Origin of the sequence: Nocardioides asiaticus, from assembly GCF_040049175.1 — a bacterium.
In the GTDB taxonomy this organism is placed as follows: domain Bacteria; phylum Actinomycetota; class Actinomycetes; order Propionibacteriales; family Nocardioidaceae; genus Nocardioides; species Nocardioides cheoyonin.
In genome coordinates, this window is sequence record NZ_JBDZDM010000002.1 from 197,567 (window position 1) to 222,443 (window position 24,877).

General features: G+C 70.8%; 23 protein-coding genes. 15 read left to right on the top strand and 8 right to left on the bottom strand.

Translation table 11 applies throughout. The features are described 5' to 3' along the window. Positions 1-61 precede the first annotated feature (61 nt). On the top strand, positions 62-733 hold the full coding sequence (mftE, locus tag ABLE53_RS06765) for a mycofactocin biosynthesis peptidyl-dipeptidase MftE (protein WP_348857988.1): 672 nt from the start codon (positions 62-64) through the stop codon (positions 731-733). Here mftE and ABLE53_RS06770 read toward each other — a convergent pair. From ABLE53_RS06770 to ABLE53_RS06780, 3 genes are all read right to left on the bottom strand, one after another. Further along, the gene (locus tag ABLE53_RS06770; RefSeq protein WP_348857989.1) at positions 723-2,369 is read right to left on the bottom strand and encodes a hypothetical protein; all 1,647 of its coding nucleotides are present in this window, start codon (positions 2,367-2,369) and stop codon (positions 723-725) included. The two genes, mftE and ABLE53_RS06770, sit on opposite strands and share 11 nt — an antisense overlap. A gap of 19 nt (positions 2,370-2,388) precedes the next feature. Then, positions 2,389-3,870, bottom strand: a complete 1,482-nt coding sequence (locus ABLE53_RS06775; RefSeq protein WP_348857990.1) for an FGGY-family carbohydrate kinase — start codon at positions 3,868-3,870, stop codon at positions 2,389-2,391. Positions 3,871-3,995: 125 nt separating this feature from the next. Beyond that, positions 3,996-4,994, bottom strand: a complete 999-nt coding sequence (locus ABLE53_RS06780) for a LacI family DNA-binding transcriptional regulator (RefSeq protein WP_348857991.1) — start codon at positions 4,992-4,994, stop codon at positions 3,996-3,998. 176 nt (positions 4,995-5,170) lie between these two features. On the opposite strand from ABLE53_RS06780, the gene ABLE53_RS06785 reads away from it, so the two are divergent. The 5 genes from ABLE53_RS06785 to ABLE53_RS06805 are packed head-to-tail and all read left to right on the top strand — an operon-like array spanning position 5,171 to position 9,699. Beyond that, a complete protein-coding gene (locus ABLE53_RS06785) occupies positions 5,171-6,556 on the top strand; it encodes an ABC transporter substrate-binding protein (RefSeq protein ID WP_348857993.1) in 1,386 nt (461 codons plus the stop codon). 2 nt (positions 6,557-6,558) lie between these two features. Continuing rightward, positions 6,559-7,530: a carbohydrate ABC transporter permease gene (locus ABLE53_RS06790; protein WP_348857995.1), complete on the top strand. Its 972-nt coding sequence runs from the start codon at positions 6,559-6,561 to the stop codon at positions 7,528-7,530. Next, positions 7,517-8,332, top strand: a complete 816-nt coding sequence (locus tag ABLE53_RS06795; RefSeq protein ID WP_348857996.1) for a carbohydrate ABC transporter permease — start codon at positions 7,517-7,519, stop codon at positions 8,330-8,332. The genes ABLE53_RS06790 and ABLE53_RS06795 overlap by 14 nt, the downstream gene beginning before the upstream one ends. Before the next feature lie 49 nt (positions 8,333-8,381). Continuing rightward, entirely contained in the window at positions 8,382-9,461 is a 1,080-nt protein-coding gene (locus tag ABLE53_RS06800) for a glycoside hydrolase family 172 protein (RefSeq protein ID WP_348857997.1), read from the top strand. Further along, the gene (locus tag ABLE53_RS06805) at positions 9,406-9,699 is read left to right on the top strand and encodes a hypothetical protein (protein WP_348857998.1); all 294 of its coding nucleotides are present in this window, start codon (positions 9,406-9,408) and stop codon (positions 9,697-9,699) included. The genes ABLE53_RS06800 and ABLE53_RS06805 overlap by 56 nt, the downstream gene beginning before the upstream one ends. A gap of 7 nt (positions 9,700-9,706) precedes the next feature. Here the strand turns inward: ABLE53_RS06805 and ABLE53_RS06810 are convergent, their stop codons facing one another. Continuing rightward, positions 9,707-10,459 (bottom strand): SDR family NAD(P)-dependent oxidoreductase, encoded by a 753-nt coding sequence (locus tag ABLE53_RS06810; protein ID WP_348857999.1) that lies wholly within the window; start codon positions 10,457-10,459, stop codon positions 9,707-9,709. Next, a complete protein-coding gene (locus ABLE53_RS06815; RefSeq protein WP_348858000.1) occupies positions 10,459-11,325 on the bottom strand; it encodes a fumarylacetoacetate hydrolase family protein in 867 nt (288 codons plus the stop codon). The genes ABLE53_RS06810 and ABLE53_RS06815 overlap by 1 nt, the downstream gene beginning before the upstream one ends. Positions 11,326-11,546: 221 nt before the next feature. Between ABLE53_RS06815 and ABLE53_RS06820 the strand changes: the two genes are divergently transcribed. From ABLE53_RS06820 to ABLE53_RS06850, 7 genes are all read left to right on the top strand, one after another. Further along, entirely contained in the window at positions 11,547-12,845 is a 1,299-nt protein-coding gene (locus ABLE53_RS06820; RefSeq protein ID WP_348858001.1) for an L-fuconate dehydratase, read from the top strand. Next, positions 12,838-13,791: an aldo/keto reductase gene (locus ABLE53_RS06825; RefSeq protein WP_348858002.1), complete on the top strand. Its 954-nt coding sequence runs from the start codon at positions 12,838-12,840 to the stop codon at positions 13,789-13,791. The genes ABLE53_RS06820 and ABLE53_RS06825 overlap by 8 nt, the downstream gene beginning before the upstream one ends. Beyond that, positions 13,788-14,633 carry an amidohydrolase family protein gene (locus ABLE53_RS06830; protein ID WP_348858003.1) on the top strand — a complete coding sequence of 282 codons (846 nt, stop codon included), beginning with the start codon at positions 13,788-13,790 and terminating at the stop codon, positions 14,631-14,633. The genes ABLE53_RS06825 and ABLE53_RS06830 overlap by 4 nt, the downstream gene beginning before the upstream one ends. A 43-nt stretch (positions 14,634-14,676) precedes the next feature. Beyond that, on the top strand, positions 14,677-15,102 hold the full coding sequence (locus tag ABLE53_RS06835; RefSeq protein WP_348858004.1) for an RbsD/FucU family protein: 426 nt from the start codon (positions 14,677-14,679) through the stop codon (positions 15,100-15,102). A gap of 2 nt (positions 15,103-15,104) precedes the next feature. After that, on the top strand, positions 15,105-16,694 hold the full coding sequence (locus ABLE53_RS06840; protein ID WP_348858005.1) for a sugar ABC transporter ATP-binding protein: 1,590 nt from the start codon (positions 15,105-15,107) through the stop codon (positions 16,692-16,694). Then, positions 16,691-17,686 carry an ABC transporter permease gene (locus ABLE53_RS06845; protein ID WP_348858006.1) on the top strand — a complete coding sequence of 332 codons (996 nt, stop codon included), beginning with the start codon at positions 16,691-16,693 and terminating at the stop codon, positions 17,684-17,686. Before ABLE53_RS06840 ends, ABLE53_RS06845 begins: the two co-directional genes overlap by 4 nt. Before the next feature lie 98 nt (positions 17,687-17,784). Beyond that, positions 17,785-18,750, top strand: a complete 966-nt coding sequence (locus ABLE53_RS06850; protein WP_348858007.1) for an ABC transporter substrate-binding protein — start codon at positions 17,785-17,787, stop codon at positions 18,748-18,750. A 41-nt stretch (positions 18,751-18,791) separates the two neighbouring features. On the opposite strand, the gene ABLE53_RS06855 is transcribed toward ABLE53_RS06850, so the two are convergent. From ABLE53_RS06855 to ABLE53_RS06865, 3 genes are all read right to left on the bottom strand, one after another. After that, entirely contained in the window at positions 18,792-19,475 is a 684-nt protein-coding gene (locus ABLE53_RS06855) for a FadR/GntR family transcriptional regulator (protein WP_348858008.1), read from the bottom strand. Between the two features lie 27 nt (positions 19,476-19,502). After that, positions 19,503-20,648: a bifunctional glutamate N-acetyltransferase/amino-acid acetyltransferase ArgJ gene (gene argJ, locus ABLE53_RS06860; RefSeq protein WP_348858010.1), complete on the bottom strand. Its 1,146-nt coding sequence runs from the start codon at positions 20,646-20,648 to the stop codon at positions 19,503-19,505. Positions 20,649-20,887: 239 nt separating this feature from the next. Next, on the bottom strand, positions 20,888-21,913 hold the full coding sequence (locus tag ABLE53_RS06865) for a LacI family DNA-binding transcriptional regulator (protein WP_348858011.1): 1,026 nt from the start codon (positions 21,911-21,913) through the stop codon (positions 20,888-20,890). A gap of 264 nt (positions 21,914-22,177) precedes the next feature. On the opposite strand from ABLE53_RS06865, the gene speB (ABLE53_RS06870) reads away from it, so the two are divergent. Both speB (ABLE53_RS06870) and speB (ABLE53_RS06875) read left to right on the top strand, forming a co-directional pair. Next, positions 22,178-23,488 carry an agmatinase gene (speB, locus tag ABLE53_RS06870; RefSeq protein WP_348858012.1) on the top strand — a complete coding sequence of 437 codons (1,311 nt, stop codon included), beginning with the start codon at positions 22,178-22,180 and terminating at the stop codon, positions 23,486-23,488. After that, entirely contained in the window at positions 23,488-24,846 is a 1,359-nt protein-coding gene (gene speB / locus ABLE53_RS06875; RefSeq protein ID WP_348858013.1) for an agmatinase, read from the top strand. Before speB (ABLE53_RS06870) ends, speB (ABLE53_RS06875) begins: the two co-directional genes overlap by 1 nt. Positions 24,847-24,877: the final 31 nt, after the last annotated feature.

The following is a 24,877-nucleotide window of genomic DNA, read 5'->3' on the forward strand; positions in this document are numbered from 1 at the left end:
CTGGAACGCTCTGGTGGCGTGTCGCGTCTGTGACGGTCAGGGACCCGGGAGGGAGAGTCGCGTGACGGAGCTCGCCGGGCAGGCCTGGCCCGACGTACCCGAGCGGCCGCTCGTGCTGGTGCCGACCGGCTCGGTCGAGCAGCACGGACCGCACCTGCCGCTCGACACCGACGCGGTCATCGCCGCGGCGGTCGCGGCCGGGGCGGCGGAGCCGCTCGGGGCGGTGGTCGCGCCGCCGCTGGTCTACGGCAACAGCGGCGAGCACCAGAGCTTCCCCGGCACGATGTCGATCGGCGCCGAGGCGCTGCGGCTGGTCGTCGTCGAGCTGGTCCGCTCGTTGTCGACCTGGGCGGGGCGCGTGGTGTTCGTCAACGGCCACGGCGGCAACGTGCCGACGCTGGTCTCCGCCGTCGACCAGCTCGTCGCCGAGGGCCACGACGTCGCGTGGGTGCCGTGCGCCACAGCGTCTTCAGGGGAGGTCGACCTCCACGCCGGCCACACCGAGACCTCGCTCATGCTGCACCTGCGGCCCGACGGCGTACGCCTCGAGCGGGCGGCCGCCGGCACCACCGCGCCGCTCGAGGAGATCCTGCCCGCGCTGATGGCGGGCGGCGTCGCCGCCGTCTCCGCGAACGGAGTCCTCGGGGATCCGACGGCGGCGTCGGCCGACCACGGCCGGGAGGTGCTCGCGGCCATGGTCGACGACGTCGTACGCCGGCTGGCTAGAGGCTGACGTCCCCGCAGAGGTGGACCTGCAGGCCGAGCTCGTCGAAGAGGGCTGCCTTGGCGGCGAGGCAGCGGTCGGCGGTGGCCGAGTCGGGTGCGTAGACGACGTTGACGTGGTTGGCCTTGTGTCGGGCCATCAGCTGGTCGCGTCCGACGCCGTGGAGGACGGCGTGCATGATCGGCCACTGCGGGTTGGTCGCGTCGAGGCGGCGCTGGGTCTCCTCCGGGGGGAGCTGTACGACGGTGCCGCGGCCGAGGTCGGCGTGGAGGACGCCGTCCATGATGAAGACCCGTGACCAGACGATCTCGCCGGGCTTGGAGACCCCGGAGAGGGTGCCGCCGCCGAGCGGGAAGAACATCGGTGGCTGCCGCATGCTCCAGGACCTCTCGTAGCCGCCGTTGTGGGAGGCGGGCACCGAGCCGGAGATCTCGAAGACCCAGACGAAGCGGCCGTCGTACTCCTCGCCCCAGCGGATGTCGTGCAGCGTGGTCGAGGGGTCGAGGCCCATCGCCGTCCACAGCCGGTTGGTGACCAGCGAGTCGACGGCGACGCCCTCGTCGACCTCGTTGAAGTGCGGCAGCGCGCGGCCGGCGTACAGCTCGCGGGAGCCGTCGCGGGAGAGCACCGGCGGGCGGTGCGGGTCGTTGAGGAGTCCCTCGGCGAGGTCGCTGGCCGGGACGGTGTCCTTGAGGCCCTGCTGGTACTGGATGCCGACGGCGTCGAGGCCGAAGTCGTCGCAGATGCGCAGCGCGGCGACGTACATCTTGAACTGGCTGTGCAGCTGGGCGTCGGTGAGCTCGGTGGCCTCGTCGGTGCCGGTGCGGAAGTCGAGCCCGGCCTCCTCCAGCCAGCGGCGTACGCCGGCCGCCTCGTCGTCGCCGACCCGGTTCATCTCCGCGACCAGGGCGCTCTGGGAGAGCCGCTCCTTGTAGATGCCGAGCGGGTTGAGCAGCTCGTCGTCGAAGATCGCGTTGTACATCCCCATGCAGCCCTCGTCGAAGACGCCGATGATCGCCTTCTCGGTCCGCAGCTGGCGGGCCAGCGCCCGGCCGAGCTCGGTCTCGGGCGAGGCCGGCAGCGTGCCGACGTCGCGGACGTGGCTGAGGTCGTGCTCGATGCGGCCGGTCTCGAGCCAGGTCCGCAGCCCGTCCACGGCCCAGTCGTCGGTGAAGTCCTTGCTCCACAGCGTGGAGTGCTCGACGCCGGCCTTGGTCAGGCTGGCGGTGAGGTTGAGCAGGCCGACCAGGCCGGGGAACTCGCCGAGCCAGTTGGCGACCACCAGGATCGGGCCGCGGTGGCTGCGCAGCCCGGCGAGGACGTGGTGGCTGTACTGCCACACCCCCTCCACCACGATCAGCGGCGCCTCGGGCGGCAGGGTCTTGAAGACCTCGATGCCGGCGCGCTGGCTGTCGATGAAGCCGTGCCCCTTCTCCTCGTCGTACGCGTGACCGCGGCGGACCTGCCAGCCGAGCTTGGCCAGCGCCGTCTCCAGGTCGGCCTCGAGCTGCTGCTGGGTCGGCCAGCAGGTGACGTTGGCGGCCGGGCGGAGGTCGCCGCTGGCGACGGTGTAGACGGTCTGCGGCTCCGCGGCGGGCGGCTCGGCGAGGACGGGAACGGCGTAACCGGTGGGCGCGGTGGACATGGTGACTCCTTCGTCGTGATCAGCGTTGCTGCAGCGCCGCGAGAACGTGGGAGAGGTCCCGGGTGCTGGTGTAGAGTTCGAGGTAGCGCGGGTAGAGGTCGGCGTAGGCCGCGGTCGGCTGCGGGCGGAGGACCTCGCGGACCGGGTTCCACGCCTCGATCGAGACACCGCGGACGGCAGGGCGGACGGCCTGCGCGGCCAGCAGCGCACCGCCGTAGCTCGCGCCGATGGTCTGCGTCGGCACGACCTGCTCGCGGCCGGTGATGTCGGTGACGATCTGCGTCCACAGGTCGCCCTGGGTGCCACCGCCGACCGCGACGATCCGGCGTACGTCGCCGCCGGCGGCCTCGATGGTCTCGATGTTGTGGCGTACGCCGTAGCCGATCGCCTCGAGCGCGGCCCGGTAGAGGTCGCCGCGGTCGTGGCTGAGGGTGAGCCCGGCGATCACGCCGCGCGCGTGCGGGTCCATGACCGGGGTCCGCTCCCCGGCGAAGTAGGGGAGCATCAGCAGCCCGTTGGCGCCGGGCGGCGAGCATGCCGCCGCCTTGACCAGCTCGGGGTAGTCGACCTCGCCGAACAGGTCGCGCAGCCAGGCGGTGATCGCACCTGAGGTGGCCATGCCGCCGGCGAGGCAGCGGGTGCCGGGCAGCGCCCCGACGGTGCCCCACAGCGAGGGGCTGGTCACCGTCTCGGCGACGGTGTTCACGAGGAACATCGTGGTGCCGTACATCAGCATCAGGTCGCCCACCCCGTGGGCACCGACGCTCACCGCCTCGGCCCAGGCGTCGATCGTGCCGGTGATCACCGGGATCCCCTCCGGGAGACCGGTCTCACGGGCGGCCCCGGCGCTCACGGTGCCGGCGACCTCGCCGGACCAGCGCAGCGGCGGGAGCTCGAGGTCCGGGCAGATGTCGTCGGCCCACGGGCGGTACCACGTCTCGGCGGCGATGTCGTAGAGCGGCGTGCACTGGCTCGCGGAGTGCTGGTCGAGGACGTAGGCCCCGGTCAGGCCCCACACCAGCCAGGAGCTCGGCATGAAGAGCCGGCGGGCGCGGGCGAAGACCTCGGGCTCCTCCTCGGCGACCCAGGCGATCTTCGCGCCGGCCGCCTGGGTGGACAGCGACGAGCCGCCCCGGGCGCGGATCGCCTCGTCGCCGTACCGCTCGGTGAGCTCGGCGATCTGTCTCGTGGAGCGGGTGTCGACGCCGTACAGGATCGCCGGACGCAGCGGTGCGCCGGCCTCGTCGGTGAGCAGCACGCACGGACCCATCCCACTGACGCCGACGGCCAGGACCTCGGCGTCGCCGCCGGCGAGCAGCTCACGGCTGAGCGAGACCAGCTCGTCCCACCACACCGCCGCATCCATCTCGACGTGGCCCGGGCGCGGCCGGCTGACCGCGTGCTGTCGCGTCACGGAGGCGAGCACCCGCCCGCCGAGGTCGACGAGCACGCCCTTGCTGCTGGAGGTGCCGATGTCGACACCGAGGACTGCCTCGGCCATGCCGCGACCGTGTCAGAAATCGATTTCAGTGTCAAGCGTCACATCGCGCCGGCGGTGCAGGACGTCAGACGGACGGGGACGCCCGCCGGCGTACGACGGAATGACGTCGCGCGACGCCGGCCCCTTCAGGACCTGACCGAGGACTCCCGGACCTGCAGCGTCGGCGACAGCATGATCGTGCGCGCCGGGCCGGTGTTGCCGCCGAGCCGGCCCGCGAGGAGGGTGCCGGCGTCCTTGCCCATCTGGTACGTCGGCTGGTCGACCGTCGTCAGCCGCGGGCGGGTCAGCTTCGCCCAGGGGATGTCGTCGAAGCCGACGATCAGCAGGTCGCGCGGCACCTCGACGCCGCGGTCGACCAGCGCCTCGAGGGCCCCGACCGTCATGAGGTTGTTGGCGACGAACAGCCCGTCGGGCCGCTCGTCGAGGTCGAGCAGGCCGGTGGCGCCGGCGTACCCGCCGTCCTCCTTGAAGTTCTCGATCATCACGAGGCCCTCGTCGACGTCGATGCCCTCCCGGGTCAGTGCCTGCCTGTAGCCGTGGAGTCGCTCCTGGGCGGTCGTCGTCTTGGTGGGGCCGGTGATGCAGGCGATCCGGCGGCAGCCCGAGGCGATCAGGTGCTGTGTGGCAAGGAGCGCACCGCGGACGTTGTCGCCCACCACCGTGTCGACGTCGTGCCGGTCGAGGCGGCGGTCGACGGCGACGACCGGGATGCCCCGCTCGAGCAGGGGGGTCAGATCGCTGTCGGCCTCCGAGCTCGGCGTCAGGATGACCCCCGCCATCTGCTCGTCGACGGCCACCTGGATGTAGCTCTGCTCCTTCTCCAGGATCTCGTCGCTGTTGCACAGGACGAGCGAGTAGCCCGCCTCGTGGGCGGCGTCCTCGACGCCCCTGACGAGTGCGGTGAAGAACGGGTTGCCGATGTCAGAGATGATCAGCCCCCACACCCGGGTCGCCCGGCGGCGGAGGTTCCGCGCCACCCCGTTGGGGCGGTAGTCGAGCTCGGCCACGGCGTCGCGCACCCGCCGGGCCAGGTCGGGGGCGACCGAGTCGCTTCCATTGAGGACGCGGGAGACGGTCGCTGCGGAGACGCCGGCACGCGTCGCGACGTCGTAGATGGTGGTCAACAGCCGCACCTCGCTCGGGCCTGCCGACGAGGGGCAGGGAAATCGAATGCTTCAAAAATCGATTTCATGATCGCACGCCAAGCCCTTGACGCTCCAATGTGACCGACGTAACTTGCGTGAAATCGATTACTCATCTCGGGCTCTTTCTCGGGCCCGGCGACCCGGAGAGGCATCCAATGACGGATCGTCGCCCCTCGCTCATCATGCCGCCGTCGACGGGGATCACCAGACGCGGCTTCGTCCGCGGCGGTCTCGGGCTGACCGCGGCCTCGCTCTTCGCCGGCTCCGCCGGGACCCTCCTCGCCGGCTGCGGCAGCAGCAGTGCCGGAGGCTCCGCGAAGGAGCTGACCTTCTGGAACTTCAACGGTCCGGCGCCGGACAAGAACCCCCAGAGCCAGTGGTTCGTCGACCTCGCGGAGGAGTGGAACAGGAACAACGAGGTCAAGATCAGGCTCCACTACATGCCGGTGTCGGAGTACCTCGCCGGCACCGCGCTGCAGACCGCGTTCCAGTCCGGCGAGGGACCTGACATCTTCCTCATCAGCCCCGGTGACTTCCTGCGCTACTACAACGGCGGCGTGCTGCAGGACCTGACGCCGTACATCCCGCAGAACGTGCGCGACGACTTCCAGCCCGGCGTGCTTGACACACGGATGGTCGACGACAAGATCTACGGCCTGCCGATGGAGGTCGAGCCGCTGTCGATGTTCTACGACCTGAAGGCGTGGGAGACCGCCGGCCTCTCCGAGGGCGACATCCCGAAGACCTGGGACCAGCTCCTCGACACCGCCGACAAGCTGACCACCGACAAGCGGTTCGGGATCATCTTCGAGACGATCCCCGGCTACTACCAGAACTTCACCTGGTACCCGTTCATGTGGCAGACCGGCGCCGACGCGGTCAAGGACGGCAAGAGCGTCTTCGACTCGCCTGGCACCGTGAAGGCCCTCCAACTCTGGCAGGACACGATCAAGAACGGCTGGGCGCCCCGCAAGCCCCAGGGCGACGGCGGTGGCAACGCGCCGGCCAACCTCGCCTCCGGCTACGTCGCGATGGAGCAGACGGGGATCTGGGGCGTCTCGGACCTCAAGCACAGCAACCCCGACTACAAGTACGGCGTATTCAAGCTGCCCCTCCCCGACGGCGGCACCTACACGACCGATCTGGGCGGCTGGGCCTTCGTCGCGAACGCCAAGGGCAAGAACCCTGAGGCGGCGGCCAAGTTCGTCGCCTGGGCCCTCGGCTCCGACGACGCCGAGAGCATCGACCGGTGCCGAAAGTGGAACACCGTCGCCAAGACGAACCTGCCGCCACGCAAGTCCGTGCGGCGGGCGGCCGATGCCCACGGCGCCTACGACACCCCCGTGCTGAGGACCTTCGTCGAGGACATCGCGCCCGGCGGGCGGCCCGAGCCGCGGTTCCCGCCCGAGGTCTACAAGGCGATCTCCGACGCGCTGCAGTCCTGCCAGCTCGGTGGCGCCGACCCGGCCGGCGCGGCCGCCGACGCATCGTCGAAGATCGACAGCTACCTGCAGACCTACCAGGGCGCTCCGATCCTCTGACCATGACGCTGCAGACCTCCCCCCTCGACGCGGGCACCCCCGCGACCGCCGGGACCAGGGCCGCCGGCCGGCCGCCGCGAGCGCGGCGGTCGCGCCAGTGGCGCGAGGCGCTGGCGGCGTACCTCTTCCTCGCACCCGACGCGATCGGGCTCGCCCTGTTCGTCGGCCTGCCGATGGTGCTCGCCTTCGGCGTGGCGTTGTACAAGGTCGACGGGTTCGGCAACTACACCTACGTCGGGCTGGAGAACTACCGGACGATGGCCCACGACCCGCAGTTCTGGCACAGCCTGCGGGTCACCGGGGTCTACGTGGTGACGTTCGTGCCCGTCGCGTTCGTGGTCAGCCTCGCCCTGGCCCTGCTCGTGCGCGGCCGCTTCCGCGGTGTCGGCTGGGTGAGGGCGGCGTTCTTCATGCCGAACGTCGTGAGCCTCGTGGTGATCGGGCTGATCTGGCAGTTCCTGCTGGTCGAGAAGCGCGGCGTGGCGGCGCGGGCGCTGGAGCCGCTCGGGCTCGGCGACGTGTCCTTCCTCGGCTCGCCGCGGCTCGCACTCGGCACCTACGTGCTGATCAGCGTGTGGTTCCTGATGGGCTACTTCATGCTCATCTTCCTGGCCGGACTCACCGACATCCCGAAGGAGCTCGAGGAGGCCGCCGAGCTCGACGGTGCGGGCCGCTGGCAGCGGTTCCGCAACGTCACCTGGCCGCTGCTCCGTCCGACCAGCTTCTTCGTGGCCGTGAACGCGACGGTCGGCGCGGTGACGGGGATCCAGGCCTTCGACCTGGTCTACGTGCTCACGAAGGGCGGCCCGGCCAACGCGACCTCGACGATCGTCTTCTACATCTACGAGCAGGCCTTCACGTTCAGCAACATCGGGTACGCCTCCGCGATGACGACGCTGGTCGTCGCCCTCCTCGTGGTCATCACCGGCGTGATGTTCGCCTTCACCAGGGGAGGACGCTTTGACCAGGACTAGCCGCTCGCGGGTCAGGCCCCTTCCGATCGTGGCCCACGTGCTCGCCGTCGTCGCGATCCTGCCGATGCTCTGGGTGGTCGTATCCGCCCTGCGGCCGGCCGACGACCTGTTCTCGACCGGACTGCCGACGCGCTGGACGCTGGACAACCTCCGCTACGTCCTGACGGAGGTCCCGGTGCCGCGCTACCTGCTCAACAGCGCCATCGTCTCCGTCGCGGTCACGGTCATCGCCCTCTTCACCCACTCGATGGCGGCGTACGCACTGGCCCGGCTGCGCTTCCCGGGCCGCGGGCTGGTCTTCTCGCTGATCATCTCGACGCTGCTGGTGTCGCTGCCGGTGATCCTGGTGCCCCTCTTCCTGGTGGTGAAGCAACTCGGGATGCTCGACAGCTACGCCGGGCTCATCGTCCCGGCGATCTTCAACGCGTTCGGGATCTTCCTGCTGCGGCAGTTCTACCTGACCGTGCCTCGCGAGCTCGAGGAGGCCGCCGAGCTCGATGGCTGCGGCTACTGGAAGCGCTACTGGCACGTCATCCTGCCCATGAGCAGGCCCGCGCTCGCGTCGCTGTCGGTGCTGTTCTTCCTTGCCAACTGGAACGCGTTCCTGTGGCCCCTGACGATCACCCGGAGCCCGGACCTCACCGTCATCCAGCTCGGGCTGTCCAGCCTCACCGGGCAGTACTCCTCGGCGTACAACTACATTCTCGCCGCCTCTGTGCTCGCCGCCATCCCCACCATCGTCGTGTTCCTCGCCGGCCAGCGTCGCCTGGTCGACGCGATGAAGACCTCTGGGCTCAAGTGAGACCGCACGCCTCGATCGACCCGATCCCGACCCACAAGGAGACCCCCCAGTGACCTATGGCAGCTACGGCAGCAGCCTGCGCGACCTCCCCCGGCTGAGGGGCAGCCGTCGTCGGCGGGAGGCGAGCTGGGACCGGAGCGGCGGCAACGACGACCGGCTGACGGTCCGGCCCGGCCAGACCGCGGTGCTCGCCGACATCGAAGGGCCGGGCTCGATCAACCACCTCTGGTGCACAGTCGCGCAGCCGCTGGTGGAGGGTGGCGACGAGGTCGAGAAGGACTACCTGCGCCGGCTCGTCCTCAAGATCACCTGGGACGACGCCGAGCACCCCAGCGTGTTGGTGCCGCTGGGCGACTTCTTCGGCGTCGGTCACGGTCGCACGGTCAACTTCTCCTCCGCGCCGCTCCAGATGAGCCCCGAGGACGGCAAGGGGTTCAACAGCTGGTTCCACATGCCGTTCCGCACGCGGGCGAGGGTCGAGCTGATCAGCGAGCTGACGCAGTCGCCGGTCTACTTCTACTACTACGTCGACTACGAGCTCTTCGACGGCATCGAGGAGGATCTCGCCTACTTCCACGCGCAGTTCCGGCGGCAGAATCCCACCGACGGCGTGCCCCAGGGCGTGGAGACCAACCGGCAGTTCCTGCTCGAGGGCCACAACCTCACCGGCGACGGCAACTACGTCCTCCTCGAGGCGGAGGGTCGCGGGCACTACGTCGGGTGCGTGCTGAGCATCCGCAACCTCCGCGAGTCCGCCGAGTGGAACTGGTACGGCGAGGGCGACGACATGATCTTCGTCGACGGCGAGCCCTTCCCGCCGTCCCTGCACGGGACCGGCACCGAGGACTACTTCAACACTGCGTGGTGCCCCACCCAGGCGTACGCCGCGCCGTACCACGGCATCACCCTGCCCGGCGGTGAGAACTGGAGCGGGGAGATCTCGCTCTACCGGTTCCACATCGAGGATCCGGTCACCTTCGAGAAGTCGATCAAGGTCACGATCGAGCACGGGCACGACAACAAGCGCAGCGACGACTACGCCTCGGTGGCCTACTGGTACCAGACGCTGCCGCATGTCCCCTTCGGCATCCCGTCCGTCGAGGAGCGGGCCGCCTTCCCCAGGCCGTAGCGCGACGCCCGGGGCTCGCTCCTCCGACGCGCTCGAGAAGGGCGCCTTCGGGGTCCGCGCTGGCGGCACCGACCTGGCCAGGGTCGGGTTCCCGGCAACGGCCGACTACACCGAGCGGGCCCTGACGGTCCGGGTGCCTGCCGGCGTCGACGAGATCACGGTCTACGCCGGCTTCGACGGCCCCGGGAGCGACACGTGGCTCCAGCCCGACGACGTGAGCGTCGAGGAGACGTCCTGACGCAGCGTCACGACCGCGGCCGGAGCCGCAGGTCCTGCATGCCGCCGTCGACGGAGATCGCGGTGCCGGTCGTGGAGCCTGAGGTGGGACTGGCGAGGTAGGCGACCGCGCCCGCGACCTCCTCGGCGCTCACCAGCCGGCCGTGCGGCTGGCGCGCCTCGAGGGCGGCCCGCTCGGCGGCGGGGTCGTCGGCCTTGGCGAGCAGACGCCCGATCCAGGGCGTGTCGGCGGTTCCCGGGTTGACGCAGTTGACCCGGATGCCCTCGGCCAGGTGGTCGGCGGCCATCGCCCGCGTCAGCGCGAGCACGGCCCCCTTGCTCGCGCTGTAGAGCGCCCGCTGCGGCAGCCCGGCGGTGGCGACGATCGAGCCGGTGTTGACGATGACCGCGGCGTCCGAGCGGCGCAGGTGCGGGAGCGCGGCGCGGCTGGTGCGGACCATCCCGAGCACGTTGACGTCGAGCACCCGCCGCCACTCCTCGTCGTCGTTGTCGGCGACCGTGCCCTGGGCCCCGATGCCCGCGTTGTTGACGAGGACGTCGAGGCCGCCGAGCTCGCTGACCACGGTCTCGACCGCAGCGCGCACCGAGGCGTCGTCGGTCACGTCGGCCTTGACGGCGAGCGCTCCCTCGGGAGCTCCTGAGGGGTCCAGGTCGAGCACCGCGACCCGGGCGCCGCGCTCCTGGAGCAGCGTCGCGATCGCCTGGCCGATCCCGGACCCGCCTCCGGTCACGGTCGCCACGAGGCCGTCGAAGTCACCCATCAGGAGATCCCTCCGTCGTCGTAGGAGATGAAGCGCTGGCGCTGCCGGCCGAGGCCGTCGACCTCGAGCTCGACGACGTCGCCGGGGGCGAGATACGGGAAGCTCCCCGACAGCCCGACGCCCTGCGGCGTGCCGGTGAGGATGAGGTCGCCGGGCTCCAGGACGAGGTACTGCGACAGGTCGTGGACCAGCTCCTCGACCCCGAAGACCATGTCGGCGGTCGTCGAGTCCTGCCGCGGCTCGCCGTTGACGGTCGTCCGCAGGCCGAGCGCGCGGTGGTCGACCTCGTCGGGCGTCACCAGCCACGGACCGATCGGGCTGAAGCCGGCCGCGCACTTGCCCTTGCTCCACTGCCCGCCGGACCGCTCGAGCTGGAAGGCCCGCTCCGACACGTCGTTCGCGGTGACGAAGCCGGCGACGTGGGCCATCGCCTCCGCCGGCGAGGAGAGGTACGACGCCCGTCGCCCGATCACGACGCCGAGCTCGACCTCCCAGTCGGTCTTCGTGCTGCCGCGCGGGATCACCACGTCGTCGTACGGTCCCGACACGGTGTTGGGGGTCTTGAGGAACAGGATCGGGACCTCGGGCGGCTTCGAGCCCGACTCGGCGGCGTGGGCGGCGTAGTTCATGCCGATGCAGAGCACCGCACCCGGGCGGGCGATAGGCGCGCCGACGCGCAGTCCGTCCGCGCCGGCGAGCTCGGGCAGCGTCCCCGCCTCGAGTGCCTCACGGACGCGCTCGGGGCCTCCGCCGGCGAGGAACGCGCCGTCGATGTCGGCGGTGATCGCGCCGAGGTCGTAGTAGCGGTCCTCCCGGACCAGCACCGGTCGCTCCTCACCTGCGGGTCCGAGGCGGGCGAGCTTCATCGGCAGTCTCCTTGCGTGTGTCGCTTGAGTGTGTCGCTTGAGTGTGTCGGCTTGTGTACGACTGCGGGCGGCTATCCACCCCAACAGATATCCGATCTCTCGACCCTTTGTCAGCCCCGTCCAGTCCGCGGTCTGAAACCGTTGACCCCCCAGACGTCGGATGTCTAGTGTGACCGCTGTCACCCACCCACACTCATTGTGTCGAACTGCCGAGGAGCCCCGTGAGCCGGTTCACGACGTACCAGACCGACGACGTCCGGTTCCCGACCTCGCTCACCCTCGACGGCTCGGACGCCATGAACCCCGACCCGGACTACTCGGCGGCCTACCTCCACCTCGGCACCGACGCCGAGGACGGGCTGGACGGCCACGGCTTCGTCTTCACCATCGGCCGCGGCAACGACGTCCAGGTCGCCGCGATCGAGGCGCTCCGCGACCACCTCGTCGGACGCGAGGTCGAGCCGGTCCTCGCCGACCTCGGCGGCCTCTGGCGCGAGCTGGTCCACGACTCCCAGCTGCGCTGGCTCGGCCCGGAGAAGGGCGTCATCCACATGGCGATCGGCGCGGTCGTCAACGCGCTGTGGGACCTGCGCGCGAAGCGCGATGGCAAGCCGCTGTGGCGCCTGCTCGCCGAGCTGTCGCCCGAGGAGCTCGTCGACCTGGTCGACTTCCGCTACCTCACCGACGCGCTCACCCGCGACGAGGCGCTGGCGATCCTCGAGGCGGCCCGGCCGGGCCGCGCCGAGCGCACCGACGAGCTGCTGCGCAGCGGCTACCCGGCCTACACCACCACGCCCGGCTGGCTAGGCTACGACGACGAGAAGCTCGCCCGGCTCTGTCACGAGGCCGTCGCCGACGGGTTCACCCAGATCAAGCTCAAGGTCGGCAGCGACCTCGCCGACGACGTACGCCGGCTGGGCATCGCCCGCGAGGCGTGCGGCCCCGACGTGGCGATCGCCGTGGACGCCAACCAGCGCTGGGACGTCGCCGAGGCGATCGAGTGGGTCAAGGCCCTCTCCGGGTTCGACCTGGCCTGGATCGAGGAGCCGACCAGCCCCGACGACATCCTCGGCCACGCCGCGATCGCCCGCGGCGTCAGCCCGGTGCGGGTCGCGACCGGCGAGCACGTCGCCAACCGGGTGGTCTTCAAGCAGCTGCTGCAGGCCGACGCGCTCCAGGTGCTGCAGATCGACGCCTCCCGGGTCGCGGGCGTCAACGAGAACCTCGCCAACCTGCTCCTCGCGGCGAAGTTCGGCGTCCCGGTCTGCCCGCACGCCGGCGGCGTCGGGCTGTGCGAGGTCGCGCAGCACCTCGCGATGTTCGACTTCGTCGCGGTGTCGGGGACGACCGAGGACCGCTGCATCGAGTTCGTCGACCACCTCCACGAGCACTTCGTGACCCCGGTCGAGGTGCGCGCCGGTCGGTACGCCGCGCCGACCGCGCCGGGATCGGGCGCGGAGATGCTCGCGGCCTCCATCGAGGCCCACCGTTACCCGGCCGGATCCGGCAGCCATGCCTGACCTGCGGCTGGGGCCGCTCGGCTACGGGGCGGCCAACCTCGGCAACCTCCACCGGGCGCTCAGCGACGAGGACGCCTGGGCGGTCATGGATGCGGCGTGGGAGAGCGGGCTGCGCTACTTCGACACCGCGCCACACTACGGCCTCGGACTCTCCGAGCGGCGCCTCGGCGCCTTCCTCGCCACCAAGAGGCGGTCCGAGTTCGTCGTCTCGACGAAGGTCGGCAGGCTGCTGCGTCCCGACCCCGGCGGGACCGGGCTCGACCTGGCCAACGACTTCGTCGTACCCGCCGACACGACCCGGGTGTGGGACCTGACCGCCGACGGCGTACGTCGCAGCCTCGACGACTCGCTCACCCGGCTCGGGCTCGACCGGGTCGACGTCGTCTACGTCCACGACCCGGAGCGGCACGACCTCGAGCAGGGCCTGGCCGAGGCGCTGCCGGCGGCGGCCGCGCTCCGCGACGAGGGCGTCGTCTCGGCGGTCGGGGTCGGCTCGATGGACACCGCCGCGCTGGCCGCCGCTGCGCGGACCGGGCTGCCCGACCTGCTCATGGTCGCCGGCCGACTCACCCTGCTCGACCAGTCGGCCGCCACCGAGGTGCTGCCGCTGTGTCGCTCGCACGGCGTCGGGGTGGTCGCCGCGGCGGTCTTCAACTCCGGCCTGCTCGCGACCGACGAGCCTGCCGACGGCGCGCTGTTCGACTACGAGCCGGCCCCGCCCGCGCTGCTCGACCGGGCCCGCCGGATCGCCGCCCTCTGCCGGGACCACGGGGTGCCGCTGCCGGCGGCGGCGCTGCAGTACCCGCTCCGCGAGACGACGGTGGCCGCGGTCGTCGTCGGCGGCGCGACGCCGGACCAGGTCCGCGACAACGGACGCCGGCTCGGCGACCCGGTCCCGGCGGCCCTCTGGGACGACCTGCGCGACGAGGGGCTGGTGGCGGCATGATCGTCGACAGCCACCTGCACGTCTGGGACCTCGGCTCCGGCGGCTACCGCTGGCTCGGCCCTCAGCACGGGCCGCTCCACCGCACCTTCACCGCCGATGAGGCCGCCCGCGAGCTGACCACGGCCGGGGTCGACCGCGCCGTCCTCGTGCAGGCCGACGACACCGAGGCCGACACGCGGGCGATGCTCGCCGCCGCCGACGCCCACACCTTCGTCGCCGGCGTCGTCGGCTGGGTCCGGCTCGACGATCCGGCGACGGCCGAGCGGCAGCTCGACGACTACGGCACCCACCCGCGGTTCTGCGGCGTACGCCACCTGGTCCACGACGACCCGCGCGACGACTTCCTCAAGCTGCCCGGCGTACGCCGAAGCCTCGGCCTGCTCGCCGAGCGCGGGCTGCCCCTCGACGTACCCGATGCCTGGCCGCGCCACCTCCACCGGCTGCCGGCGCTCGCGGACGCGGTGCCGGGGCTGACCCTCGTGCTCGACCACCTCGGCAAGCCGCCGCGCGGCACCGACGAGCTCGACGCGTGGGCGGCGGCGGTGCGCGACCTCGCCGCCCGGCCGAACGTCGTCGCCAAGGTCTCCGGTCTCCAGCGCTCCGGACAGCCGTTCAGCGTCGAGGCGCTGCGGCCGGTCTGGGAGCTCGCGCTGGAGGCGTTCGGCCCGGACCGGCTGATGTACGGCGGCGACTGGCCGATGACGGTGCACGACGGCGGCTACGCGCCGCACTGGCGCGTCGTACGACGCCTGGTCGACGAGCTCGGGACCGACGAGCAGGCCGCGATCCTCGGCGGAACGGCGACTCGTTCGTACGGGTTGCCGAAGCGGATTGACGTGTGACCGCCGTCACCCGTAGCGTATCGCAAGAAATCGATTTCTGGAGGTGACTGTGCTGCTCGGCATCGACCCCCTGCTCACCGGCGGGCTGCTCGCCGGCCTCGATGCGATGGGGCACTCCGACGCCGTGGTGCTCGCCGACGCGCACTTCCCCGCGCAGCGCCTCGGCCGGCGGGTGATCGAGCTGCCCGGCGTCACGACGCCGGCGCTGCTGCGGGCGGTCTGCTCGGTGCTGCCGCTCGACGACGCCCCCGCGCTGGACCTGATGGCGACCCCCGACGGCGAGACCCTCCCCGTCCAGAAGGAGCTGGCCGCGGCCGCCGGCGTCGGACCCGACGAGGTCCGCTTCGTCGACCGGTTCGCGTTCTACGACCTCGCGGCCGACGCCCAGCTCGTCGTACGCACCGGCGAGACCCGCACCTACGGCAACGCGCTCGTGCGCAAGGGCGTCATGCCGACCGAGGAGCGGTGAGCATGGGCGACTACCTCCTCGAGGTCGAGGGCGTGAGCAAGGGCTTCCCCGGCGTCCAGGCCCTCGACGACATGCACGTCAACCTCAGGTACGGCGAGGTGCTGGCCCTCGTGGGCGAGAACGGCGCCGGCAAGTCGACGCTGATGAAGCTCCTCTCCGGGGTCTACCAGGCCGACAGCGGCAGCTTCCGGCTGCACGGCGAGCCCCTCGAGGTGTCCGGGCCGAAGGAGGCCCAGGAGAAGGGCATCAGCATCATCTTCCAGGAGTTCAACCTGATGCCCGACCTCACGGTCGCGCAGAACATCCTGATCGGCCGCGAGCCGCGCGCCGGCGGCTTCGTGCTCAGCGAGCGCGCGCTCAACCAGCGCGCGGAGGAGCTCGTCGCGAGCCTCGGGCTGCCGCTCGACGTACGCGCCAAGGTCGGCCACCTCACCGTCGCCAAGCAGCAGATGGTCGAGATCGCCAAGGCGCTGTCCTACGACGCCAGGGTGCTGATCATGGACGAGCCGACGGCCGCCCTGAACGACACGGAGGTGCAGACCCTCCACGACCTGATCAAGCGCTTCAAGCGGCCCGACACCGGCGTCATCTACATCTCCCACCGGATGGATGAGCTGAAGGCGATCAGCGACCGGATCACGGTCATCCGCGACGGGAAGTACGTCGACACCCTCGACACGGAGACGACCACGATGAAGGAGGTCATCTCCCTCATGGTCGGCCGCACCCTGGTCACCGACGCCAAGCCGGAGAACGTCCGCACCGACCGCGAGGTCGTGCTGTCGGTGGAGGGGCTGTCCACCAAGGACCTCCTCCGCGACGTGGGCTTCGAGCTGCGCGAGGGCGAGATCCTCGGCTTTGCCGGGCTGATGGGCGCCGGCCGCACCGAGGTGGCCCGAGCGGTCGTCGGCGCCGACAAGCGCTCTGCCGGCACGATCCGGCTGCGCGGCCGGGAGATCCACATCGGCAACCCCGCCGACGCCGCCCGGCACCGGATCGGCTACCTGTCGGAGGACCGGAAGAACTTCGGCCTCCTGCTCGAGCACGACGTCAGCGCCAACATCGGCCTGAGCGCGCTGGCCGAGCGGTTCACCCGGTGGGGCTTCGTGGACGTCTCCGGCGTACGCCGTGCCGCGCGCGAGATGGTCAAGGTGCTCGGCATCAGGACGCCCTCGGTGACCCAGACCGTCAAGAACCTCTCCGGTGGCAACCAGCAGAAGGTCGTCATCGCGAAGTGGCTCGTCAAGGACTGCGACGTCCTCATCTTCGACGAGCCGACCCGCGGCATCGACGTCGGCGCCAAGGAGGAGATCTACAAGCTCCTCAACGAGCTCGCGGAGCAGGGCAAGTCGATCGTGATGATCAGCTCCGAGCTCCCCGAGGTGCTGCGGATGTCGCACCGCATCGTCGTGATGTCGGAGGGCCGCGTCAGCGGCGTCCTCGACCACGACGAGGCCACCCAGGAGCGGGTCATGCACCTGGCCACGCTCCGCCCCGACGAGAGGGTCGAGGACGCGGTCGAGCTCGGGCTGGTCCCGGCCGGCGTACCCGACGAGCCCTCAGACACAGACCCGAAGGTGGGAGAGCGATGAGCACCGTCAACGTGACGGCCGACAACGACGTACGGCCCGGGTGGGCGTCCGGGCTGCGGGCGCGGCTGCAGCAGCTGCTGGCGTTCGCCAGCCTGATCGTCATCTTCGCGTTCTTCTCGATCGCGAACTCGACGTTCGCGACGTACGGCAACGTCACCAGCATCCTGTTCTCGACCGTCGTCATCGGCACCCTGGCGCTCGGGACGACCTTCGTCATCATCACCGGCGGCATCGACCTGTCCATCGGCACGGGGATGACGCTGTGCGCGGTCATGGCCGGCACGTTCATCACGACGTGGGGGCTGCCGATCGGGCTCGGCGTGCTCCTGACGATCCTGTTCGGCGGGGTGATCGGCCTCGTCAACGGGCTCAACGTCGCCGTCCTCAAGATCCCGCCGTTCATCGCGACCCTGGCGATGATGCTGGTGGCGCAGGGGCTCGCGCTGGTGATCTCGCACAGCGCGCCGATCTACTTCACCGAGGACCCCGGCTACGTGAAGATCTCGACGGGCAACCTGCTCGGCGTCGACTTCCCGAACGCCGTGCTCGTGCTCATCGTCGCCGCGGTCATCTGCATCGTCCTGCTCAACACGACGATCCTCGGCCGCTACACCTTCTCGATCGGCAGCAACGAGGAGGCAACGGCGCTCTCCGGCATCAACGTCCGGCGCTGGAAGATCGCGATCTACGCCTTCGCCGGCCTCTTCATCGGGCTGGCCGGGGTGATGATCTCGGCCCGGCTCGCGTCGGCGCAGCCGGCCACCGGCCAGGGCTACGAGCTCCAGGCCATCGCCGCGGTCGTCATCGGCGGCACCTCGCTCGCCGGCGGCAAGGGCTCGGTGGTCGGCACGATCATCGGCGCCCTCATCATCTCGGTGCTCAACAACGGACTGCAGATCATGTCGATCCCGCAGGAGTGGCAGAACGTCATCCTCGGCGTCGTCATCCTCATCGCGGTGTACGCCGACATGATCCGCAAGAAGGAGGCCTAGCCATGCCTCATCACAGCGCCCGCCGTACGGGCGGCCTGGTCGGCTCGGCGGCCGACGCATCCACGCACATCGGTACCACCACAAGGGAGTGACACCACATGAAGATCCGAAGCGTCGGCGCGGTCGTCGCGGCGATGATGCTCGCCGGGGCCGCCACCGCCTGCGGTAGCAGCAGCAGCGCGGGTGGCGACGGGCCGCAGATCGCCATCGTCTCGAAGGGCTTCCAGCACGAGTTCTGGCAGGCCGTGAAGAAGGGTGCCGAGCAGGAGGCGGACAAGGAGGGTGCCTCGATCACGTTCGAGGGCCCGGCCTCCGAGTCGGACGTCGAGGACCAGATCGACATGCTCACCAACGCGATCACCCGCAAGCCCGACGCGATCGGGTTCGCCGCCCTCGACAGCAAGGCCGCTGCCCCGCTGCTCGAGCAGGCGAAGTCGGAGGACATCCCGGTCATCGCGTTCGACTCCGGCGTCGACAGCGACATCCCGCTGACGACGGCCGCGACCGACAACAAGGCCGCGGCGGCGGAGGCCGCCAAGCACATGGCCGACCTGATCGGCGGCAAGGGCAAGGTCGCGCTGGTCGTCCACGACCAGACCAGCCTCTCCGGCATCGACCGCCGCGACGGGTTCATCGACTGGATGAAGCAGAACGCGCCCGGGATCCAGCTCCTGCCGGTGCAGTACGGCGGCGGCGACCAGGCCAAGTCGGCCGACATCACCAAGTCGATCATCCAGGCCAACCCCGACATCAAGGGCATCTACGGCTCCAACGAGGGCTCGGCCATCGGCGTCGTGAAGGGCGTCCAGGAGAGCGGCAAGAAGGGCATCACCGTGGTGGGCTTCGACTCCGGCCAGGCCCAGATCGACGCCATCAACAGCGGTGTCGAGGCCGGCGCCATCACGCAGAACCCGATCAAGATCGGCGAGGAGGTCGTCAAGGCCGCCATGCAGGCCATCGACGGCAAGGGCGACGACCTGCCGAAGACGATCGACACCGGGTTCTACTGGTACGACAAGTCCAACATCGACGACCCGAAGATCCAGGCGGTGCTCTACCACTGAGCGGAGCCTGAGCCAGCGACCCCGGGGGCGCGCACTGCCGGTCAGGCGGGCGCGCCCCCGGCGCGCTCCAGCCAGCGCTCGACCCCGCCGATGTGGACGGTGACGAGCGAGCGGGTCAGCTCCGGATCGCGAGCGGTCATCGCGTCGACGATCGCGGCGTGCTCGGCGAGCGTCCGGGCGACGGCGTTCTCCTCGGTGAGCCCGCGCCAGATCCGCGCCCGCTGGGTGCTGCTGGAGAGGCTGTCGAGGATGCTGCCGAGGTAGGCGTTGCCGGACAGGTCGCCGATCCGGCCGTGGAACTCCAGGTCGTGCGCGACCAGCTCCTCGACCGACGTACCCTCCTCGACGGCGGCGACCATCGCACGCAGCTCCTCGAGGTCGGCGTCGGCCGCGTGCCGGGTCGCCAGAGCGGCGGCCGCCGGCTCCAGGATGCGGCGTACCTCGAACAGCTTGAGGACGCTCGAGTCGGCGTGCAGGTCGACGACGAAGCCGATCGCCTCGAGCAGCAGCCGCGGCTCGAGGCTGGTGACGTACGTGCCGTCCCCGCGGCGTACGTCGAGGACCCGGATCAGCTCCAGAGCCTTGACCGCCTCGCGCAGCGAGTTGCGCGAGAGCCCGAGCTTCTCGCTCAGCTCCTTCTCCGGCGGGAGCCGGTCACCGGGGCGGAGCTCGCCGCTCAGCAGCATCTCCTTGATCCGGAGGATCGCCTCGTCGGTGACGGCCACGGACCGAGTCTAGGAGTGAGCCACGACTCAGGTGGTGTAGTCCGCGTTGATCCGGATGTAGCCCTCGGTGAGGTCGCAGCCATAGACCGTGAACGCCCCGTCGCCGATGCCGAGGCCCACCTCGATGGAGACCTTGCCGCCCCCGAGGTAGGTCGACAGCGAGGCGAGCGTGTCCGGTGAGACGGCGCCCGGGTAGATCTGCGTGCCGCCGAAGCCGATCGCGACCTTCTCCGGGACGATGTCGAGGTCGTCCTCGCACTTGCCGATCGCCATCGCGATCCGGCCCCAGTTCGGGTCGGCGCCGTGGACGGCGGTCTTGACCAGCGGGCTGTTGACGATCACTTTCGCGACCCGCTTCGCCTGCGCGTCGTCGCGGGCCCCGGTCACCTCGACGGCGATCAGCTTCGAGGCCCCCTCGCCGTCGGAGGCGATCTGCTTCACCAGCGCGAGCGCCGCGTCGTGGAGCTGTGCCTCGAACTCGCCGAGGTCAACCTCGCCCGCCAACCCGTTGGCGAAGATCGCCGCGGTGTCGGACGTGGAGGTGTCGGTGTCGATGCTGACCGCGTTGAAGGTGCGGTCGACCACGCGGCGGAAGATCGTGTCCAGGTCCGGGGCGGGGACGGCGGCGTCGGTGAAGAAGTACGCCAGCATCGTCGCCATGTTGGGCTCGATCATTCCAACCCCCTTGGCGATGCCGGTGATCGTCGCCGCGCCGACCTGCCGGGTCTCCACCTTCGGGTGGGTGTCGGTCGTCATGATCGCCGCGGCCGCGGCGTCGAGGTCGGCGGGGCCGACGGAGCCGGCGAGCTTGCCGAGCGAGGCGCGGATCAGGTCCATGGGGTACTGCACCCCGATCACCCCGGTCGACGCGACCAGCAGCTCCTCGGGGCGGCAGCCGACCAGCTCGGCCGCCAGCCGGCGTACCTCCAGCGCGTTGGCGCGGCCCTCGTCGCCGGTCGCCACGTTGGCGTTCTTGGAGATCGTCATCATGCCGCGGAACGCGCTCACGTCCTCGTCCCGGTTGACCAGCACGCTCGGTCCCGCGAAGCGGGAGCGGGTGAACACCGCCGCGCTCGTCGACGGCCCGGTCGATGCCACGACGGCGAAGTCGTCGGCGCCCTCCTTCAGGCCTAGGTTGGCGGTGGTGCCGATGAATCCCTTCGGGGTGGGCACGAGGTCTCCTCTGAGTGCGGGTGTGCGGGTGTGCTGGTGTGCGTCGGCGGCTGGTGCGCGGGACCAGTCTGCCGTGTGCGGTCGTGGTCGGTGGCCGGCGGCCCGGCGGTCGAAGCCCTTTGTCGCAGGCGACGATCCGCGCGTTGCCCTGTCAGGTCGATCGGCCGTTGCACGGCGCGGGATCGCCGCACGCCCCGTCGGGCCTCGACCGTCGATCCGCCGGTCAGTTACTCGGCCAGCTACTCGGGCGGTCGTCGTCGGCGGGTGAGGGCGGCGGTGGACTCGCGGAGAAAGAGCTTAGGAGGGAGGAGGGTGAGGGGGGCGAGCTCGGTGCCCTCGTCGAGGTGGCGGATGAGGGCCTGGGCGCAGGCGGAGCCGAGGTCGCGGGGGGAGAGGTCGATCGCGGTGACGGGTGGCTCGGCGCGCTGGAGGAGGCGGGCGTCGGCGGTGGCGGCGAGGAGGATGTCACGGCCGACGACGAGGTCGTGGTCGCGGAGCCAGTCGATGGCGGCCAGGGCGGCGTGCTCGCCGGACATGATCACCAGGTCGACGGGATCGGGGCCGGCGACGGCCTCCTCGAGGGCGGGGTACTGGATCGTGCGGGCGCTCACGAACCTGGTGACGCGGTGGAGCCCCTCGAGTTCGTGGTCGTGGCACCAGGCGAGGAAGGCGTCGCGGAGCACGATGCCCCAGCCGCTGTTGTCGTCGGGGGTGAAGAGCATGGGCCGGCGTACGCCGACGTCGTACGCGTGGTCGAGGAGCTCGATGAGAGCCTGCTCGTGGCCGATGCCGATCACGGGGGAGTCCGGCATGCCCGGTGGGTAGCGCTCCCCGGCCACCACGGGCAGCCCGGCCGAGAGCAGCTCGACGGCGCGCAGGTCGTCGGCGATGGGGTCGGCGATGATGATGCCGTCCACCTGGGGGGCGACCGGCCGCCGGCGGTCCGGGTCGCTCGAGAGCAGGGTGAGGTCGTAGTCGTGGGTGCGGGTGACGTCCATGACGCCGGCGACGAACTCGCGGAAGTACTCGGTGTCGAAGCTGTTGGCCGCGTCGAGGTGGTGGAGGGCGATGGCGTGGGTGCGGCCTGTGCGCAGGCTGCGCGCCAGCGCGTTGGGCCGGTAGCCGAGCCGCTCGGCGGCGTCACGCACGGACTGACGGGTGGCGGCGGTCATCCGGCCGCGTCCCGAGAGCGCTTCGGAGGCCGTGCTGATCGAGACCCCCGCCTCCCGGGCCACGTGCCCCAGCGTGACCTTCGTGGTGGACATGGCGGGCATCCTAGAGGACCTCGGCCCCGGCGGGCGGTTCTCGTCTGCGCTGGAGCGAATCGTTTCGGCGTCTCGTACGCCGGCACCTGGCCGGATGTCTCCGGGATGTGAACGGCGGGTCTCGCGACGGTAAGGCGGAGGGGTCGCAGATTTCCGCGGACCGGCCTGTGTGAAAGCGCTGTAAACCCTTGCTCCGCCTCGTTGACGGAACGTTTCGGCGGTCCCTACGTTCGGCGCCAGCCGACCGAGAGGACGAGGCATTCAGTGAGCGAGCGGGACCGCCCCGACGAGGGCACCGGCGAGGACGCGACCGAGGCGTTCCACGCGTACGTCGGGGACCACCACGACCACCCCCACGCGCCCCACGGCCACAGCCACGGGCACGACTGGGGCGAGGGCTACTGGGAGCAGCCGCCGCGGCTCGGCTCGAGCCTCGAGGGCCACGGAGCCGTCGACGACTACAACGTCGACCGGGCGCCCGGGCCCATCCACGTCAACCGGCGCGCCGAGGGCGGCTTCTCCGGGATCCAGACGTTCGCGAAGCTGCCGGTCTGCCTGACTCCCGAGGACCTGGTCGCCGGGGCGATCGACGTCGCGATCTGCGGGGTCCCGTGGGACTCGACGGCCAGCGGCCGCAGCGGCACCAACCACGGTCCGTGGGCGATCCGGAAGTGCGACTACATCGGTGGCTACGGCTTCCCGATGAACCACCTCGACACCCACGTCGACGCGCTCAAGGTGCTCAACTGCTGTGACTACGGCGACTCGCCGATCGCGCTCGGCAACACCCCGGAGACGTTCGAGGGGATCCGGAAGTTCGTCGGCACCATCGTCACCTCCGGGGCGATCCCGATCATCATGGGCGGCGACCACGGCATCACCTGGCCCTGCGCAACGGCGGTCGCCGACCACTACGGCCACGGCACGGTCGGCATCGTCCACTTCGACGCCCACGCGGACGCGAGCGAGGGGATGCCCGGCAGCCTCGGTGGCCACGGCACCCCGATGCGCAAGCTCATCGACTCCGGCGCCGTGCCGGGGGCCAACTTCGTCCAGGTCGGCCTGCGCGGCTACTCGCCCGACGGGCCGACGCTCGCCTGGATGAAGGAGAACCGGATGCGCAGCCACTTCATGGCCGAGATCAACCGCTACGGCTTCGACGCGGTCCTCGACCGCGCCATCGACGAGGCGCTCGACCAGGCCGACCACCTCTACATCAGCCTCGACATCGACGTATGCGACCCGGCGTACGCCCCCGGCACCGGGACGCCCGAGCCCGGCGGGCTCACCAGCATCGACATCCTCTCCGCCGTACGCCGGCTCTCGGCCGAGGTCGGGATCGTCGGCATGGACATCGTCGAGGTCAGCCCGCCGTACGACGCCGCCGGCGAGATCACCTGCCTGCTGGCCAACCGCGCGATCCGCGAGGCGATGACGGGCATCGCGATGCGGCGCACCGGTGTCACGACGCGCGACTACCTCCACCCGGACGCCCTCGGCCCGGGCGGGCCGGGCATGGCCCTCACCTTCCGCGACAACGAGCGCGACAACGAGCGCGACAACGAGAGAGTGTGATGAGCGAGAACGAGAACGGCGCGGAGAGCAACGGCGCCCCGAAGGGGCCGGACTTCCCCGAGCTGCACGCGTACGTCGGTGAGCCCCCTGCGGCCAGCGGCCACGACCACGCCAACGGTCACGACCACGGCCATGACCACGACCACGCCGACGGCGAGCCGCACGTGCACGGCCACGACTGGGGCGAGGGCTACTGGGAGCAGCCGCCCCGGCTGGGCAAGTCGCTGGAGGGCCACGGCGCCGTCGACGACTTCAACCAGGGGCGCAAGCCCGGGCCGATCCACGTCAACCGTCGCCGCGAGGGCGGCTTCTCCGGGATCCAGACCTTCGCGAAGCTGCCGGTCTGCCTGACCCCCGAGGACCTCGTCGCCGGCGAGATCGACGTCGCCGTCTGCGGCGTGCCGTGGGACTCGACCGCGACCGGCCGGACCGGCACCAACCACGGCCCGCTCGCGATCAGGGCCTGCGACTACAAGGGCGGCTACGGCCGGCCGCACTTCTCCCTCGACACCCGGGTCGACGCGTTCGAGGTGCTGAAGTGCTGCGACTACGGCGACAGCCCGATCTCGCTCGGCAACACCCCGGCCAGCTTCGAGGGGATCCGCAAGTTCATCGGGACGATCGTCACCAGCAACGCGATCCCGATCATCATCGGCGGCGACCACGGCATCACCTGGCCGTGCGCGACCGCGGTCGCCGACCACTACGGCTGGGGCAAGGTGGGCATCGTCCACTTCGACGCCCACGCCGACACCGGCACCACGATGCCGGGCAGCCTCGGCGGCCACGGCACCCCGATGCGCAAGCTCATCGAGTCCGGCGCCGTGCCCGGTGCCAACTTCGTCCAGGTCGGCCTGCGCGGCTACTGGCCCGAGCAGGAGACGCTCGACTGGATGAAGGAGAACCGCATGCGGACCCACTTCATGGCGGAGATCAACCGCTACGGGTTCGAGGCGGTGCTGGAGCGGGCGGTCGACGAGGCGCTCGACCAGGCCGACCATCTCTACATCTCCCTCGACATCGACGTCTGCGACCCCGCGTTCGCGCCCGGCACGGGGACGCCGGAGCCCGGCGGCCTGACCAGCGTCGACGTGCTGACCGCCGTACGCCGGCTCTCGGCCGAGGTCGGGATCGTCGGCATGGACGTGGTCGAGGTCAGCCCGCCGTACGACGACAAGGGCGAGATCACCGCGCTGCTCGCGAACCGGGCCATCCGGGAGGCCCTCACCGGTATCGCGATGCGGCGCACCGGCATCACCGAGCGCAACTACCTCCACCCCGAGGCCCTCGGCCCCGGCGGGCCGGGGCAGCCCCTGATCCACCGCGAACCCTCCCGGGACCTAGCCACCGACGTCTGACCCGGACACGTCAGCATCGAAGGAGCAGTGA

What these genes read in the sequence shown, in the direction of transcription:
- ABLE53_RS06770 (WP_348857989.1), bottom strand. Translation starts at nt 2,369, where the DNA reads ATGTCCACCGCGCCCACCGGTTACGCCGTTCCCGTCCTCGCCGAGCCG.
- ABLE53_RS06775 (WP_348857990.1), bottom strand. Translation starts at nt 3,870, where the DNA reads ATGGCCGAGGCAGTCCTCGGTGTCGACATCGGCACCTCCAGCAGCAAG.
- ABLE53_RS06785 (WP_348857993.1), top strand. Translation starts at nt 5,171, where the DNA reads ATGACGGATCGTCGCCCCTCGCTCATCATGCCGCCGTCGACGGGGATC.
- ABLE53_RS06790 (WP_348857995.1), top strand. Translation starts at nt 6,559, where the DNA reads ATGACGCTGCAGACCTCCCCCCTCGACGCGGGCACCCCCGCGACCGCC.
- ABLE53_RS06805 (WP_348857998.1), top strand. Translation starts at nt 9,406, where the DNA reads ATGTCCCCTTCGGCATCCCGTCCGTCGAGGAGCGGGCCGCCTTCCCCA.
- ABLE53_RS06810 (WP_348857999.1), bottom strand. Translation starts at nt 10,459, where the DNA reads ATGGGTGACTTCGACGGCCTCGTGGCGACCGTGACCGGAGGCGGGTCC.
- ABLE53_RS06815 (WP_348858000.1), bottom strand. Translation starts at nt 11,325, where the DNA reads ATGAAGCTCGCCCGCCTCGGACCCGCAGGTGAGGAGCGACCGGTGCTG.
- ABLE53_RS06825 (WP_348858002.1), top strand. Translation starts at nt 12,838, where the DNA reads ATGCCTGACCTGCGGCTGGGGCCGCTCGGCTACGGGGCGGCCAACCTC.
- ABLE53_RS06830 (WP_348858003.1), top strand. Translation starts at nt 13,788, where the DNA reads ATGATCGTCGACAGCCACCTGCACGTCTGGGACCTCGGCTCCGGCGGC.
- ABLE53_RS06840 (WP_348858005.1), top strand. Translation starts at nt 15,105, where the DNA reads ATGGGCGACTACCTCCTCGAGGTCGAGGGCGTGAGCAAGGGCTTCCCC.
- ABLE53_RS06845 (WP_348858006.1), top strand. Translation starts at nt 16,691, where the DNA reads ATGAGCACCGTCAACGTGACGGCCGACAACGACGTACGGCCCGGGTGG.
- ABLE53_RS06850 (WP_348858007.1), top strand. Translation starts at nt 17,785, where the DNA reads ATGAAGATCCGAAGCGTCGGCGCGGTCGTCGCGGCGATGATGCTCGCC.
- ABLE53_RS06865 (WP_348858011.1), bottom strand. Translation starts at nt 21,913, where the DNA reads ATGTCCACCACGAAGGTCACGCTGGGGCACGTGGCCCGGGAGGCGGGG.
- speB (WP_348858013.1), top strand. Translation starts at nt 23,488, where the DNA reads ATGAGCGAGAACGAGAACGGCGCGGAGAGCAACGGCGCCCCGAAGGGG.